The following is a 16766-nucleotide window of genomic DNA, read 5'->3' on the forward strand; positions in this document are numbered from 1 at the left end:
TTCCTTTTTATTGTAGAGGACAAGCTATAAAAAGGCTGTTGCTTGCTGTCGCGCCGGAAGGCGGAAGTTCTCTTGTTTTTTTGCCTGCTTTTAGCGAGTAGGGTCGCATTCTATAGGCTCCGCAGATGAAACAGTCCATAGGTTACCGCAGAAACTGCGATTTGCGGCTCATATTGCCAAATGGTCTCTTGGCGACGACGGTTATACTGTTCTTGTGTCGCTAGGCGTTTTTCTTCATCAGGCTCCTTCAACAGCTCTCCATAATAGACATCAATGATGTCCAGCTCAACCCTTAGCCGCTCACGCGCCTGTTCTGCCCAAGTATAGTCCAGTTCGGCTAGCTGAGCGGTTAGATGAGTTTCCAATAGTTCGGTAGCGGCTGCTACTGTCATTTCATAAGGCTGGATATGCACATTTTCCGGCAAGCGTGGCATCATCTCTTTTGTGGAAACTTTTGCATTAAAGTCATCAATGATGGTTCCCTTTGTTAGGGAGATGCCAAGATAATGGAGTTCTTCACGTTTCAAATCGCAGCTCATCTCCACTTTATAGCAGACACTAAGCCATGGTTCGTAAGCGGCAGAGAACAGCGTATTTCGCTGCCTGCTGCCCGGGTCCTCAAATAAATAAAGGCATTTCCCTTCGTCCCTAGCGGCGTTCCAAATTTGTTGCAATCGCTTGCTTCCGTAAATAATATCCTCTCTTCGGATCATCCCGGGTCCAATTCGTGGGAGTGCCGGCACAATGCCGAAGTAGCGGGCTAGGATACTTTCCTCCGGGTCAGTAGATGGAGCATTCACTGCTTCTGAGCCCGGGGAGGCGGATTCGAGTAAGTCAGCGCTGGCCTCTGCATCGTTTGTTACACCTGTAGTTAGGCTTCCGGTGACAACTTGATTCAAAATGCCAGCACTACGATTTGCAATGGGGGGAACCTCTACAGCAGCTTGACTGTCGTATTTTTCCGGATCAAAAACAAAGGTGAAAGAAAGGGTCTCAGGATCTACACCTGTGCGCTCCACGAATCCCCAATAATACGGCCGGTCGGTGAGCATTTTGTCAGCTCTAGGTGATAATTTCACAGTTACGTGAAGGGGCGAAGCCTCAATGATGGAGCATTCAGTGGCTTCAAGATAGTCCATCACATGCTTGCGTACTTCCTGTGCGGTGAGGGTCATGTCGCAGTCCCACTTTCTTTTTTAATACCCTGTGTCAATTCACTGAGGGATTCACCAATATGGTCCAGCTCATGCCGCAATTCTTCGTCGGAGCGGGATTCGAGCATGATTTTGTATAAACTCTTCTCCAGCGATTCCTTCTTTTCAAAACGTTCCAGGATTACATCCAGCCCGCCAATCACCATTTCAAACATATTGATTTTCTCATGCAGCAGATGCAGGATATGTTCTTCAATCGTGCCTTGAGTAGACAAGTTGTAGATCACTACGTCATTTTCTTGCCCTAACCGGTGGACACGGCCGATACGCTGCTCCACGCGCATGGGATTCCAGGGCAGGTCAAAGTTGATCATATGGTGGCAAAATTGCAGGTTTATCCCTTCTCCGCCGGCTTCCGTAGCAATCATAACTTGAGCCCGGCCGCGGAAAAGATCCATCATCCAATCTTTTTTGCCACGGTTCATTCCGCCGGAATAAGAGACACACATCAGCCCATGTTCACGGAAATACTGCAGTAAATATTCTTGAGTTGCGCGATATTCCGTGAAGACGATGACCTTTTCATTCATTTCTTGAATGAGTGCTAAGGTTGTTTCAGCTTTAGTGTTTGTTTTAACAGTACGGAGGGTTTGTAGTAGCTCCATCATCCGGTCTCTTTTTGGTGAATCCGTAGGCAGCTTTTTGATCAAATTAACTAAAGTGATAAAAACGGCATCCCGGCTGCTGCACACCTCACGTTGAAGGGTTACCAGAGAAAGCATGCTGCTAAGATTGCCGCCGGATTCCTGATACTGGTCTTTGACAAAGGAAGTAACACTGTTATACAAATCTTTCTCTTCTTGGGAGAGAACTAAGGGAATATTACGGACTTTTCGTTTCGTGAAATTAACTGGACCTTCACCACGGCGATTGCGGATCATGACCTTCGAAAGCTCGTCCCGCAGTTGACCTTCATTCTTGGGCTGGCGTTTATCAACCACGAAATTCGAGGAAAAATCGCCCTGATTTCCAAGTTGCCCCGGCTTCAGTATAGTGATCAGATTAAAGAGTTCGCCCAGATCATTCTGAACGGGAGTCGCGGTGAGCAGCAGGCAATATTTTTTGCGTAATTGCTGTACAAATAGATAATTGGTCGATTTTTTATTCTTCAGCTTGTGAGCTTCATCAATGATCAACATATCGTATTCATTTTCCAGCAGGATTTCCTTATGCGGATCGCGTTTTGCGGTATCCATCGATGCGACGACTATGGCGTTACCCCAGGAATAGGCTTTTTTCTGAGCGACAGCAGTGATGCCGAATTTCGCATTCAGCTCACGAACCCATTGCAATACTAGAGAAGCAGGTACGAGAATAAGCACTTTGGAGACAAGACCGCGTACGAGATATTCTTTGAGCACCAGTCCTGCTTCAATGGTCTTGCCCAGTCCAACCTCATCTGCAAGAATTGCGCGGCCTGACATTTCGAACAGAACCTTATGCGCTGTATCCAGCTGATGGGGAAGAGGGGACAAGCCGGATAAATGCTTCATACATTGCAGCTCATCGAAGCTCGTTACTAGACCTGTTTCTTCTCCTTGTACGGCAAGCTTGGACAAACGGTAGTCTCCCCAAGGGCCGCCCTTTTCCAATTTGAGCTCCAGATCTTGCAACCAATTCCGGTCAAAAGAAAGAGGAACAGGCAGTATCGGCGCGGGTGTTCCCCCTTGCTGGGGTAGAGAATTACGGAATAATTGCGTCATAATGCAGCCTCCTCAAGCTCGGATTTATATCACCATTCGTAAGAGTAGTATGCTCGTAAACGAGAGAATTCATAACCTCCTATTTTTCACGATAGCCTTTAAAAAAGAGAGCAAGAGCGAGAAAAAGCAGCAACGTTAGCGATAATTCGGCAACTTGACTCTATTTTCGAATAAGACCTTCGATACAATATGTGGTATAGTTTAAAAGCTGACGCACACAATATATTGTGACAAAAGCTTGAATATGTATTTTTTATAGAGTGCTTAGCTGGTATTTGTTATTGACAAGATGAGCTTCCTACATACACCTGTTAAGCAGCGGAGGATGGTAAGGGAGTTTTTGTTGTGGGCCCATACCTTGGACCGGAAACTGATATCTACTACACATGCGGGAGGTTTTTTTATTGAGTAAAGTGGAACGTAAGCAACGCCTTGAAGGGCTAAGTGAAAAAATATTTTTGGATCGTTATGCTTGGAAGGATGCAGACAGCAACAATGCTAAAGTAGGCGACGTTGTATTGGTGCTGACCAAAGATGATCCGAAGTTTCCAACTAAGGAAGTCGGAGAAATTGTGGAGCGCAGTGGTCGAATTGTAACTGTAAAGACACGCAGTGGCGAGCTTGTGAAATCGGATGTTGAAAAGTTGACCCTTAATATAGAAAAAACTCCTGAGGAAATGTGGGACCGTCTATCCACAGCGATGGCTTCTGTAGAGAAGACACCTGAGCTTCAAGCAGAATGGGCAGGCAAATTCCGTTCAATCCTGGATGATTGGAAGCTTGTACCGGGTGGACGTATTGCGGCTGGTGCAGGTGCTAGTGAAGAATTAACATTGTTCAACTGTTATGTGATTCCCTCTCCAAAAGACAGCCGTGGCGGCATCATGCAGACATTGTCTGAAATGACGGAGATTATGGCCCGTGGTGGCGGGGTGGGCATTAACCTGTCTTCATTGCGTCCTCGTCGTGCGATTGTTAGAGGGGTTAATGGTTCATCCAGTGGTTCCGTATCTTGGGGCGGTTTGTTTAGTTATACTACGGGGCTTATTGAGCAAGGCGGCAGCCGTCGTGGTGCGCTCATGCTAATGATTAATGACTGGCATCCCGATGTTGAGGACTTCATTACCGTGAAGCAAACGATGGGCCAAGTCACTAATGCTAACCTTTCGGTATGTGTGAGCAATGGTTTTATGAAGGCTGTAAAAGAAGATCTGGACTGGGATCTCGTATTCCCGGATACAACCGATCCTGAATATAACGAAATGTGGGATGGCGATCTCGACAAGTGGAAAGCTGCCGGCAAAAACGTTATCCATTATCGCACCGTAAAAGCGCGTGACGTGTGGCGTACGATCATTGAATCGGCATGGAAATCCGCTGAGCCGGGCGTCGTATTCATGGAATACTATAACCAGATGTCTAATAGCTGGTATTTCAACCCGATTATTTGTACGAATCCGTGTGGAGAGCAAGGACTGCCAGGCTGGGGAGTCTGCAATCTGTCTGCGGTGAACCTGTCCAAGTTCTACGATGAGAAAAATCATGATGTAGATTGGGAAGATCTTGCGACTACAACCCGTTATTCGGTCCGTTTTCTGGACAATGTAATTGATAAAACACCTTATCATTTCCCGGAAAATGAAGCGAATCAGAAAAAGGAACGCCGCGTGGGTCTCGGAACCATGGGATTGGCGGAGCTGATGATTAAATTGAACATCCGTTACGGCAGCCCGGAATCGTTGGAGTTTCTGGACAAGCTATACGGCTTTATGGCTCGTGAAGCCTACCTTGCTTCGGCAGAAATTGCTGGAGAGAAGGGTTCCTTCCTAGCTTTTGATACTGAGAAATATCTAATGAGCGGCTTTATGAAAAATATAGTCGAAGCGTATCCAGAGGTTGGCGAAGCGATTCGTGAACATGGTATGCGTAACGTTACAGTGATTACACAAGCACCTACAGGTAGTACAGGTACAATGGTAGGTACTTCTACGGGAATTGAGCCTTATTTTGCCTTTAAATATTTCCGTCAAAGTCGTCTTGGCTATGATGAACAGTTTGTTCCAATCGCTCAAGAGTGGCTGGAAGCTCATCCGGGTGAAGAGCTACCGGACTACTTTGTAACTTCGATGGATCTGTCAGCTAAAGATCATATCCGTGCGCAAGCAGCGATCCAACGCTGGGTAGATAGCTCTATTTCCAAAACAGCGAACTGCCCGTCTGACTTTACGGTTGAGGAGACGGCAGAGCTATATGAAATGGCCTTTGATCTAGGTTGTAAGGGTGTTACGATCTACCGCGATGGAAGCCGTGACGTTCAAGTCCTGGAAACCACGAAGAAGGAAGACAAAAAAGAAGCCGCTCCGGTTGCGGCAGAAGAAGCTACAACTACTGTAGAAGCGAGTACAAGTGTTGTAGCAGCAAGTCCAGCGCCTCAAGTGACTACAAAAGAGGCGGATAAACAATACAAAAAACGTCCGCAGGTTCTGCGCGGCGCTACCTATAAAATCAACACACCATTTGGGATGGCATATATTACGATCAATGACCTTGATGGAATACCGGCTGAAATCTTCCTGAATGTAGGTAAAGCGGGTTCTGACGTCTTTGCTATGGCTGAAGCATTAGGCCGTGTCTGCTCCTTGTTCCTCCGTTACGGAGATCATGGTGAGAAAGTGGAGCTGTTGATTAAACATCTGAAAGGCATTGGCGGATCAGGTGCTATCGGCTTCGGCGCGAACCGGGTTGAATCCATTGCTGACGCTGTAGCTAAGGCACTGGAATCACATGTGCTGAACAATGCTCATGATGATCATGTACCTGCTCCGATTGCGGCAACTTTGGAGCTGGAGGATTTCAATGAAGCATTAAATGCGGAGTTGAAATCGAGCGTTCCGTCAGCTACGGAAGATGGACATGGTGGTCATCATGGACATAACCATGCTACGGCTTCCCGTGACCTTTGCCCATCCTGCGGCAGCGCCTCGCTGATTAATATTGAGGGCTGTAAGACTTGTGGCAATTGCGGGTATAGTCGTTGTGGGTAAACGTTAGAGCCAATAAGTGTTTTATGGGAAATGTGATTTTTCATTTTAAATGAGATAATGAGAAACATACATCAAACTGCATATTAACTCATTGGAGGGGATGACATGTTTGTTATCAACCTCCTTTGTTTTAAATAAGCGAATAAAGCTCTATTGGGAAGCGGGGTGTCGTAAGTTAAGGTTACTCATTCGACCGAAGCCATTTTTAGACGAGAGTTTATCTGGGTACATTACTTGATTATTTGAAAGGAAAATTATGAATCGATGATTATCTTTTTTTAAAAAAGCTTCTTTGTATGGTAAAAGTTTAATGTATTCACCGTATAAGCTTGATGTGAAGCAATTAGAAAATTTAGCTGAACTTACGAATGTTGATGTCCAAATATTTTTAATTGTATATCCCCAATCTTTGATACAACTGTTTAAAGAAGATCCCTCCAATACAGGTACGCAATCCACACAACAAAAATAAAAATATGTCTGAAGTGCTTGAACGAAAACGGATATCATAAAAAAATATGGAATCTATCTCTTGTAACTACTTGTCCATTTTATGATTGTTTGCTGGTTGATATTTGTCCGAATTGCAACCAATTCTTAAGGATATATGGTGATAAGCTAAATGGTTTTACTTGGGGCGAACCGTTACATGTATAGGGTGCTGAAAACCGAATGTAACAAACTAACGAAAAATCATAAAGGTATTAGAAGAACTAATCAAGTTCTGTTTATCCGCATTTACCTAGCTCCCCCCATTTGAATGTTTCATATTATAATGCATTCGAGTTGTAGGAGGATCTAATGAAAAGAAAAATTGCAAAACGCAAAATATCCAGAAGGCTAAGTAAGCCGTTAGTTCATCCAAGAGTTGCTCCTAAAAGAGTATTTCGTCAAGCATTTGATCGTGAGAATATATTAGGACTTTTAGAGCTCTGCAAAACTAATTGGCTGGGATTTACAGAGGCTAGTAATAATAATATATATTTCATTAAAGTTGATCAGGTAACGAGTACCTCCATTATTGGGTTAAGAGTATGGGAAGAACCTGGATGGAGGAAAGGTCGCAAAGAATATGTTACAGTCCCATTCACAGAAATCGGAGGACTCGTTGGATGCAGAGACGGTACCTTGCCCTATCCAGGGGGGGTGGTTATAGTTTGTATTAGTGGTCGTGGAGGGGGTGTTACTGGTCCTAACGGTATGACGAAACTACGAGATACTTTGCGTTCTAAACTTACATCAACTCATAAAGGTATAAACCCAAATAACATTTTTCATATTAGTTGGAATAAAAATAATGATTCCAATCCTTTAGGCACACCTCTTATTAGTGATATATTAAAAGCTATCAAATTAAGAACTAGAAATATCACACCAAGCTATCTTGCTATTATTGGCCACTCTTATGGAGGGTGGGCAGCTTCTATGTTATCAAGAGTTACTTCGCCTCCAAATTTTGTGGCACTTATTGATCCAGTGTATGGTTCAACCAATACAATGACATCAAGTGATACACCAAGAGGAAAAATAATTAAAAATTGGTACCAAAAATTTGGTATTACTGCTGGTGAACCTTGTACTGGTATTGGAAGAATTAAATGTTCTCCTGCTAGAGATGGAGTAGCATGTGGGTATCAGAATGTTCCAGGAGCACAGAACATCAACGAGGTATTCCTAAAGACTTGGAATGGGACAGTAAGGACTGTCCCCTGTTTAGGAAAGAACCCTGTTTCCTTGCATGCTTCACACATAGATATTGATGATGATGAATGGATACACCGTCAAATATTTGATCAAATCAATAAAGATCTATCTAAACAGATTGAAATGTCAAAAAAGAAAGCCCGAAGAAAATAAACTCTTCTGGTAATATCCCTTCAAGTAGACACTCAAAAACCTCAATATTATTATTGGGGTTCAGTATACCTCAATTAGGTTATTCTGTTTCGAGTACGTAAGTTTTAATAAATCTATTCCCTAAAAATAAAAAAGTTTTTTGAAAATAATCAATTCTTGAGACATTCTTAATCTCCCCATACCGTTTGCTTATTAGAGTAGGAAGAGAAGGTACTCTTATTTATTCGGATGGTAGCTTATTACTGGATCCAAAATCAATTAATGACAATGAATTTATGGGACGAAGATTGAGATGAGACTGCTGAAAAAACTGAATATTTTCACCAAAATTAATTGGAAGATTAACAACTATGCACCATATTGTCATTTTAAATGCATACTACAATAAAACCCAAACTTGAAGGTTTGGGTTTATTGCAATGCTGCTTAACAATTCTCAATTACTTGTAAAATAAGCACCTTATATACAGAACGTTAGTTCTTGTTTTGCGTAAGTAGTGATATACTAAAATTAAATAATTAGTTAGAAATTTTTAGAGTTTGATTTGTTTCAATGTATTGTTTGTTTGGGACATTAGTCTATGACAACAAAAAAAAGACAACAATCGGCATGTATCATCTGGTATTATTGGACTATATTACCATGCATGGAGGCGTTGTTATGAATGGAATTATTGAACCTAAAAAATTTTATCAGATTAACCTAAACGATCCTTTCTTTGAAACGCTAAAGGAGGATTATCCTGAATTTGAACAATGGTTTAAGAAAAAGGGGGATGAAATAGCCCAAGTATTTTATAATGAATCAGATACGCTGGAAGCCTTCCTATATATGAAGACTGAAATAGGTCCAATTAATGATGTTCAGCCCATACTCGATGGCGGACTCTGGTTAAAGGTCGGAACTATGAAAGTTAATCCTCATGGCACAAGACTCGGAGAGCGGTTTATAAAAAAAATTCTCGATTATGCCATTGTTAAGGACATCTTAAATATTTATGTTACTGTTTTTGAAAAGCATCAAAAATTAGTAGAAACTTTTAAAAAATATGGATTTAAAGTGAGTGGGAAAAAAATATCTTCTGCAGGTGAAGAATTAGTATTAACAAAAAATTTGAAAAACACAGTTAATAATACCCTACAAGATTATCCACTGGTCATATCAAGAAATAAAGCTAAACATTTGTTGGCGATAAAACCGAAATATCATACTAAGTTGTTTCCGGATTCTATTTTGAAAAATGAGAGCTTTGATATCATATCGGACGTTTCCCATACAAATAGCATACATAAAGTGTATCTCTCCTCGATGCCTGGATTAGCTTCTGTTAAAAAGGGGGATTTGTTGGTAATTTACAGAACCAAAACAGAAAATACATCTGCTTGGTATACATCTGTTGCAACTTCTATTTGCGTAATTGAAGAAGTTAGAAGCCCTCGTGAGTTTTCAAGTCTAGAATTGTATATGAAATATTGTAAAAGTTACTCCGTATTTAATGATTCTGAATTGTTAGAATACTGGTATAAAAAAGGGCGCGTCTACATAATCAAAATGACATATAATATTGCCTTTAGAAAAAGGTTAACTAGAAAAAAATTGGTTGAAGAAGTTGGGTTAAATGAGAAAGATTATTGGGGTTGTATATCTCTTTCGGATCAGGAATTTGAAAAAATACTAACATTAGGTGATGTTTATGAAAGTCTTGTTATCGATTAAACCTGAATATGTAGAAAAAATATTTAGTGGAGAAAAAAAATACGAATATCGCAAAGTCATTTTTAAAAAGAATGTTGATACCATTGTCGTATATTCAACAATGCCTGAGGGGCGAATAGTAGGAGAGTTTAAAATTGATACGATCCTATTTGATAGTCCTGAGATAATTTGGAGTAAAACAAAAGAGTATGGCGGCGTCAGTGATTTATTCTTTAAAGAATACTTTGCAAATAGACAAGAAGGATATGCAATAAAAATAACTGAGCCAGTAAGATATGAAAAGTCAATAGACCCTAAGCTTGAGTTTAAATCTTTCCATGCCCCTCAGTCATTCTGTTATATATCTTAGTATTTATAGTTTTTTAGTAAGGGTGGATCAATGAATATTTTTACAGAATCTAGAATTATTTGAGGCGAATTCGCCCAAGCTACATAAACCCAACGACAACTAACGAATCTGTCCAGTGGAATTTATTCTACCCTGCAAGAACAGTAACGAATATAGAGATCGATAATAGTGGTAAAGGTTGGAATTGCGATTTGGTAAGTAACAACGTATTTACGCGGTGTGTCTGGTCTGTGAACTCGTGTCTAGCTAAGCTTTTTAACACAAAAAACACGCGTACTTGTCTAACAAAGGTACGCGTGTTTTTGTTATTCCACTACGAGAGGAATTATTTTTACATATCTAAATTTTTGAATGCGTAAGGCAATAAATCCCTTAAACTCAGCTCTAAGATTTCTTTTTTCTCATTGGTTAAATAGACAGGCATGTCGGGCAAACAGAATTCCGATAATACTTGTCTGCAGATACTGCATGGCGGCAGAAAATCCATTGTGTCACCTGCTACAGCTATAGCCTGAAAATCACCTTTAGTATAGCCTTTTGTAATAGCTGTGAAGATTGCTGTTCTCTCTGCACAATTAGTAGCACCAAAAGATACATTTTCTACGTTTACTCCATTAATAACATTTCCATCTTTAAGCAATAAGGCTGCTCCAACTGGAAATTTAGAATAAGGGGCATAAGCAGCTTTCTTTGTGTTACGTGCGCTTTCCATTAATTCTTCTTTATTCATAATACTCACCCTTTTTAAATAAGAATGAACCTTTCGGTCCCCTTATCGCCAACTTTAAGGTTGGCAGGACTTCTAATATTATAGTCACATCAAATGGTTGTCAACATGTACTACTCGATAAGTATCATTAGGGAATCATAGCTTTAAAATATAACTAGATATAGTAAATAGAAGTTACACATATTAAGCCTGCCATGGTAACCTTATCTTAAAAGCGACGAGTAGAGGGGTTTTATAATTTGGGAGCGGCAGAGAATACATTTAAACAAAAAATATTGAGCAAAAAACCGGGTATTATAACATATGGGATGACACCACCGAAGGCAAGCCACGCCCCAGAAAAGGTCTTGGAAATCGCTCAGAAACAGGTTGAAAGACTTAAAAACCTTGATTTAGATGCGTTAATTCTGTACGACGTTCAGGAAGAAGTAGACAGAGTGGATCATGAAAGACCTTATCCCTATTTACCAACGATTGATCCGGCTGTCTATGGTGATAAATATCTAAGACAGGTGGAGGTCCCAAAGATAATTTACCGGTGCGTCGGTAATGATACAAGAGCCCAGTTCGAGGATTGGGTTAAAACTGACGACAATGAAGATAGATTTTCAGTGTATGTGGGCGCTTCGTCAAGTAAACAAGAGGTGAAATTGAATTTACCAGATGCTTATGAGCTAAGTAAACAGTTAAATAGTAATTTAACTTTTGGTGGGGTTGTCATTCCGGAAAGACATATAAAAAAGAATGATGAGCATATACGGGTTGTCGAAAAGACCAACAATGGGTGCAACTTTTTTATCACTCAGGCAACTTATAATGTAGAGGCATCTAAGAATTTATTGTCTGATTTATATTATTACTATACAAATAACGGTTTTGAGATGGTTCCTATTTTATTTAATCTTGCACCATGCGGCACAGCGAAAACATTACAATTTATGAAGTGGTTAGGGATCAGTATCCCGGGATGGTTAGAAAACGAGTTAAAATACTCGAATGATATTTTGGATAAATCAATCCAGCTATCGCAAAAAATCTTTGAAGAATTACTAGATTTCGGGCTGGAGAAGGGGATTCCAATTGGTTGCAGTATTGAAAGTGTTTCAACAAGTAAATTGGAGATTGAAGCGTCCGTACAGCTTGTTAAAGATGTAAAGGCCATTCTAGATAAAAAGCTGCCTACTAAATAGAAAAAGATTCCTCAAATTATTGAGAAACCCAGGTCATTTAAAGACCATGGGTTTCTTTTTAGGTTATATGCCACTAGGGTCAACTCATTAAGCATTATAGCCGAAGCCAAGTATAGTAAAAGACTTGTACTGATCTTCCGGCACCATTCTGATTTCTACCTGATGCTCCCCGCTAACCTCATTTTGATAAAGAATTACCGGATTGCAATGTGTCCAGTTGTTCTCATGTGGATCAGCGGTGACTACAAGACAACCATCGACGTAAATGTTCGCCTTGCCGAATTCGCTGCTGCCAGAATCCTTGTATACGAGGATGAGATTTTTGCTTGTTATCGTCAGCTTGAAGCTGTGTTCCCCAGAAGACGCTGAATGCATCCAATTATGAGGGAATTCCGGAGTTCCGAAAGGATCGGCATCCATTTCTACCCGCTGCAAATCGGTATCGATCCCCGAAAATCCGCCCACCTCGATCCTGCCTGCGTCAATATGGCTTTTGCGGTCCAGCAGGAGGGTTCCCACAAAATCATTCCCGATGACCGGATGCTGATCCAATAGGAGATCATCTTCGTCCATTAGCGTTTTGTGGGTTTCGGAGAATAAATAAGCCAGACAATCAGCCATCACCCGGTGACCCTCATTAGTAGGATGATAGATATCATAGAAAAATTGCCGTTTCGAGAGGATGTTCCCCTCATTTTTGCTTAGGCGGAACTGCCCGGATACCGCATCCTTTACACTAACCATAGGAAGATTATAAGCCCGGCCAATGGGGGAGAGCCGTTCCTGCAGGTTCCAGTCATTCATAAACACGCTGAACAGGAGAACTACTGCCGGTCTATTATCGGCGGAAAGTATTTTTAGGCATAAGCTTTCAAAACAGTTGCCTTTCGTTTCATCCCCTTCGTCGTTTACCGCAAATTCTACCACCACGATATCAGGTGTTACAGAACCTTCCCGGAGAATATCCCTTTCATAACGGATGACCCCAAGCTCGGATGGTGTTCCACCTACCCCAGCCTTCACAAAATGGATGTTCTCGCCACCATTCGTACCGAATAATTCCTTAAATCTCAGATACGATTGGTAGGCATAACATTCTGTATGGATCGGTTTAGCGCCTGCTCCCTGAGTAATGGAACCCCCAATATAAGCAATCGTGACATCCTCACCTTTTATAGCCTTATGGATGGCAGTTTTTAATCTTTTATTATTGCCCGGATGAAGCAAGGATTGGGTAATGATCTCCCGGTATTCGTTAGAATCAAACGCTACGGGCGGTTCAATGACTAGCTCTGGTACAGAATAACCGTCATGCAAATAAAAAATTATACTCGCAATGGCCAGTTCCCCTTCATGTTTAAATTCAAAGGCGAATTTGCCAAGCATCGCATCCTCTTCAGACCATTCCAAATCCTCTAACTTCAAGAGAATCTCAGAACCGTCGGGGGGACAGGGCACACGTATGCTGCTGCCTGTTTCGTATTTGCTGGTTTTGCCCCAGTTCTGCAATAGAAAAGAGATGGGCTCGTTCTGCTCAGGATCCCTTCTCACAGACACTCCAATACTATGAACCAATTTGCGAAATCCAACGCAGTTTCCTAGCAGCTCCAGTATTGTCTCATCAGTGACGCCGCCAATATATCTGGCCTTGTCAATTAGATAGTTACCTTCCAGATAAACTTCCTGTGAAGGTGGACCTTCGGCCCGGGCTGTCGCCTCAATCGCGGTTTCGTAGAGCACAAAAAAACCGTTCCTGCGTTCAGCCGGATCCTTGGGCGCCTTTGAACCTTCAATCTTGCCTACTGTAATGATCCCGTTATTGTTTTTCATATTGATCATCCTCGCTTTTTGTATAAGCTTTTCTTGTTATGGATGCGCTTGCGAAAAACATACTTCTGTTAGATAGAATACCTGTTAACACTAACACCAAATATCCTGATTGTTCAACCGATAAACAAAGTTTCATTTAATAATTACAAAAAGTTGCTAGTTTACACATGGATGTTGAAATCGCTTACTTATATAATGTGCCTAGTCATACGAAAATAGGATGCTTAAGGGGAGAATTATCATGCCTACGAAGGAATTGCACCTTGTGAAGCAGGGCAGTGCTGCCAAGATTTACGTAGACCCCAAGGGGAAAGATTATGAGGGATTACGCCGGGTGGCACAGTCTTTTACAGCAGATGTTAAACGGGTAACAGAGGTAGAGCCTGAGATATATACACAATTGAACGAATTGGATGGAACAGTCATAATCGCTGGATCGATAGGCAGCAATGATTTTATCGATGGTCTAATCGCGGAGGGAACCGTTGATGTATCGGCCATCCAAGGTAAAAGAGAATGTTATAAAATTCAGGTGGTTGAACAACCCACAGCGGGAGTGGATAAGGCGCTCGTCATTGTAGGAAGTGATAAACGGGGGACGATTTACGGGTTGTATTCGATCTCCGAAAAGATTGGAGTTAGTCCTTGGGTGTACTGGGCGGATATTGTGCCGGAGAAGAAGCCGGCATTGTCCATTCCTGATAACCAGCTTCATGTGATCTCCAAGGAGCCTTCGGTTAAATATAGAGGTATTTTTTTGAATGACGACTGGCCGTCTTTAGGTTCTTGGGTAACTCAAAGCTTTGGTGATTTTAATGAAGATTTCTATGACAAGGTATTTGAACTCATTCTTCGCTTGAAGGGGAATTATTTATGGCCGGCGATGTGGAGCGCCGAATTCAGCCTGAATGGTAAAAGCAGCCCGATTGCCAACGCCAAGCATGCACAAGAATACGGAATTATTATGGGGACCTCCCATCATGAACCCTTATTCCGGGCAGGCAGTGAATGGCAGAAGGTATACAGTCAATACGGGACAAGTAACCTATGGGATTTCGCCCGTAATAAACAGGCGATTACAGATTTCTGGGAAGACGGAATCAAGCGCAATCAGGACTTTGATAACTTGATTACTCTAGGTATGCGGGGGGAAAGTGACTCTGCGCTGGAGGGCTCCGACCAGGAGAATATTGATCTGCTGAAGGACATTATACTTACGCAAAAAGAACTATTGAAGAAATACAATCTTGAACATGCGCCGCAAATTTTGGCTGTTTATAAGGAAGTTGAGAAGTACTGGTATGGCACTGCCGGGGTGGAAGGGTTGAAGGACTGGGATGTTCTGAATGACGTTACGATCCTGCTTGCTGACGATAACTTTGGCAATCTCCGCAAAATCCCGACGAAAAACGAACGTAACCGCAGCGCAGGATGGGGGATGTATTATCATTTTGACTATCATGGTGGTCCGCATTCCTATGAATGGTTAAATACGACCCCGCTTGAAAAAGTCTGGGAGCAAATGTGTATGGCATTCGACTATGGCATCCGTGATGTATGGATTGTGAACGTCGGGGATTTGAAGCCTATGGAATTGCCTATTTCCTACTTTCTGGATTTGGCCTACGATTTTGAGGTATGGGGGACAGGTGCAATCAATCGGACTGTGGAATACACCAACCGTTGGGTAGAGCAGCAATTCGGATATGCGCTGGAACAAGAGACATGTCTGGGAATCGCACAATTGTTAGGGGATTATACCCGGATGAACGGTCGGCGCAAGCCTGAAATTATTTATCCGTCCACCTTCAGTCCTATCCATTACAATGAGGCGCACAGAGTTCTGGAGCAAGCGGTGATGATCGAGAAGGCTGCCGGCAAATACGATGAGCTAATCCCGGAACAACTAAAGGATGCTTACTTCCAGCTCGTATATTTCCCTGCTGTTGCCTCGGCCAATGTGGTCAAAATGCAAATTTATGCTGGACTGAACCATCTATACGCTAAACGAAATAGTATGTTGACAAATACTTACGCTGCTCTGACCCGCGAAACCATCGAACGGGATAAGTATCTGGAGTTGGTTTATAATAGCGGGATTTCGGATGGAAAATGGCAGGGAATGATGAGTTCCCCTCATGTTGGGTATATACATTGGAATGCAGAAGGGTGGAACTATCCGGATGTAAACACCCAAACTCCCGCCAAAGGTTCTTTAATGATTGTCGATGTGGAAGGAACGGAACAAGCGTATGTTTCCGGCACAGTTGAACTTCCGGTAATTACAAATCTTCAAAAAGAAAATTATCGCATAACAATCAGTAACGGTGGAGAAGCGGGTTTTGAATATCAGGTGCGGAGCAGCGTGGATTGGATCAAGCTTGAGAAAATACGCGGCTGGATTGAGGCAGGGGAGACGCTTCAGGTTTCCGTAGATTGGGAGAAGGTCAAAGAAGCGTCGACGGGCGAAATTACGATCTCCGGTGCCGGGAATATAGTTAAGGTGAAGGCAGCCGTGGATTGGATAGACATTCCGGATGTGCCACCGATGACTTTCATCGAGACCCATAATATTGTGTCCATTGAAGCGGAGCATACCATAACTCGTGTTTCGAAATCAGGGGTGGTATGGAAGACCATTGACAGCTATGGACGTTCTTTATCCTCGGTTAAAATGTATCCGGATGCTGTATCTTTTGAACAACCGGAGGATGCACCTTATCTGGAATATCGGATTATAGTGCAGCAGGACACTGATTATAGCTTAACCGCGTATATTGCGCCGACAAACAATCTGTCACAAACTAGTGGGTTGAAATATGCGATAGGTTTCGATGATCAGGCACCCGTGATTAAGGATGCTTTACCAACGAACTTTGAAGGCGGTAATCATGATAATGAACCGTGGTGCCGCGCGGTTATGGACAATATTCATGCTGTGACCACCAGCCATGCTTTAACAAAGGGTCTTCATACCCTCAGCTTTTACGGATTGGATGCGGGTCTGGTTCTGCAAAAGCTTGTATTGTCCGCTGCCCAGCTTCCTTATTCCTATTTAGGGCCGGAGGAGAGCTTTTATACTAGCGGGACGGCGTCCATTCTTAGTTAGGTTGAATTAAAAGGGCGAACAAC

Annotated in this window: 10 protein-coding genes; 6 read left to right on the forward strand and 4 right to left on the reverse strand. The window is 42.2% G+C overall.

Annotated features, from left to right (window positions below):
* Positions 1-110: 110 nt before the first annotated feature.
* Positions 111-1175 (reverse strand): YqhG family protein, encoded by a 1065-nt coding sequence (locus NYE72_RS10840; RefSeq protein ID WP_036689447.1) that lies wholly within the window; start codon positions 1173-1175, stop codon positions 111-113.
* Entirely contained in the window at positions 1172-2917 is a 1746-nt protein-coding gene (locus NYE72_RS10845) for an SNF2-related protein (protein ID WP_339211777.1), read from the reverse strand. The genes NYE72_RS10840 and NYE72_RS10845 overlap by 4 nt, the downstream gene beginning before the upstream one ends.
* A 386-nt stretch (positions 2918-3303) precedes the next feature.
* Here NYE72_RS10845 and NYE72_RS10850 point away from each other — a divergent pair, with 386 nt between their 5' ends.
* From NYE72_RS10850 to NYE72_RS10865, 4 genes are all read left to right on the forward strand, one after another.
* Positions 3304-5961: an adenosylcobalamin-dependent ribonucleoside-diphosphate reductase gene (locus tag NYE72_RS10850; RefSeq protein WP_339211778.1), complete on the forward strand. Its 2658-nt coding sequence runs from the start codon at positions 3304-3306 to the stop codon at positions 5959-5961.
* A gap of 801 nt (positions 5962-6762) precedes the next feature.
* On the forward strand, positions 6763-7818 hold the full coding sequence (locus NYE72_RS10855; RefSeq protein WP_076100818.1) for a hypothetical protein: 1056 nt from the start codon (positions 6763-6765) through the stop codon (positions 7816-7818).
* A 661-nt stretch (positions 7819-8479) separates the two neighbouring features.
* Positions 8480-9535, forward strand: a complete 1056-nt coding sequence (locus NYE72_RS10860; protein ID WP_076100817.1) for an N-acetyltransferase — start codon at positions 8480-8482, stop codon at positions 9533-9535.
* Positions 9513-9884 carry an ASCH domain-containing protein gene (locus NYE72_RS10865; RefSeq protein WP_076100816.1) on the forward strand — a complete coding sequence of 124 codons (372 nt, stop codon included), beginning with the start codon at positions 9513-9515 and terminating at the stop codon, positions 9882-9884. The genes NYE72_RS10860 and NYE72_RS10865 overlap by 23 nt, the downstream gene beginning before the upstream one ends.
* A gap of 331 nt (positions 9885-10215) precedes the next feature.
* Here the strand turns inward: NYE72_RS10865 and NYE72_RS10870 are convergent, their stop codons facing one another.
* Positions 10216-10614: a cytidine deaminase gene (locus tag NYE72_RS10870; RefSeq protein ID WP_036689594.1), complete on the reverse strand. Its 399-nt coding sequence runs from the start codon at positions 10612-10614 to the stop codon at positions 10216-10218.
* Between the two features lie 239 nt (positions 10615-10853).
* Here NYE72_RS10870 and NYE72_RS10875 point away from each other — a divergent pair, with 239 nt between their 5' ends.
* Entirely contained in the window at positions 10854-11804 is a 951-nt protein-coding gene (locus NYE72_RS10875; protein ID WP_256717917.1) for a methylenetetrahydrofolate reductase, read from the forward strand.
* A gap of 87 nt (positions 11805-11891) precedes the next feature.
* On the opposite strand, the gene NYE72_RS10880 is transcribed toward NYE72_RS10875, so the two are convergent.
* On the reverse strand, positions 11892-13634 hold the full coding sequence (locus tag NYE72_RS10880) for an SGNH/GDSL hydrolase family protein (RefSeq protein ID WP_076100814.1): 1743 nt from the start codon (positions 13632-13634) through the stop codon (positions 11892-11894).
* A gap of 241 nt (positions 13635-13875) precedes the next feature.
* Here NYE72_RS10880 and NYE72_RS10885 point away from each other — a divergent pair, with 241 nt between their 5' ends.
* Positions 13876-16743: a glycosyl hydrolase 115 family protein gene (locus tag NYE72_RS10885; RefSeq protein ID WP_339211779.1), complete on the forward strand. Its 2868-nt coding sequence runs from the start codon at positions 13876-13878 to the stop codon at positions 16741-16743.
* Positions 16744-16766 lie beyond the last annotated feature (23 nt).

The sequence above is a fragment of the Paenibacillus sp. FSL L8-0333 genome (assembly GCF_037965665.1).
GTDB lineage: Bacteria > Bacillota > Bacilli > Paenibacillales > Paenibacillaceae > Paenibacillus_AQ > Paenibacillus_AQ odorifer.

Bases quoted from the DNA above. Each gene is read 5' to 3' on its own strand.
- NYE72_RS10840 (WP_036689447.1), bottom strand. From the start codon at position 1,175: ATGACCCTCACCGCACAGGAAGTACGCAAGCATGTGATGGACTATCTT.
- NYE72_RS10845 (WP_339211777.1), bottom strand. From the start codon at position 2,917: ATGACGCAATTATTCCGTAATTCTCTACCCCAGCAAGGGGGAACACCC.
- NYE72_RS10850 (WP_339211778.1), top strand. From the start codon at position 3,304: ATGCGGGAGGTTTTTTTATTGAGTAAAGTGGAACGTAAGCAACGCCTT.
- NYE72_RS10855 (WP_076100818.1), top strand. From the start codon at position 6,763: ATGAAAAGAAAAATTGCAAAACGCAAAATATCCAGAAGGCTAAGTAAG.
- NYE72_RS10860 (WP_076100817.1), top strand. From the start codon at position 8,480: ATGAATGGAATTATTGAACCTAAAAAATTTTATCAGATTAACCTAAAC.
- NYE72_RS10865 (WP_076100816.1), top strand. From the start codon at position 9,513: ATGAAAGTCTTGTTATCGATTAAACCTGAATATGTAGAAAAAATATTT.
- NYE72_RS10870 (WP_036689594.1), bottom strand. From the start codon at position 10,614: ATGAATAAAGAAGAATTAATGGAAAGCGCACGTAACACAAAGAAAGCT.
- NYE72_RS10880 (WP_076100814.1), bottom strand. From the start codon at position 13,634: ATGAAAAACAATAACGGGATCATTACAGTAGGCAAGATTGAAGGTTCA.
- NYE72_RS10885 (WP_339211779.1), top strand. From the start codon at position 13,876: ATGCCTACGAAGGAATTGCACCTTGTGAAGCAGGGCAGTGCTGCCAAG.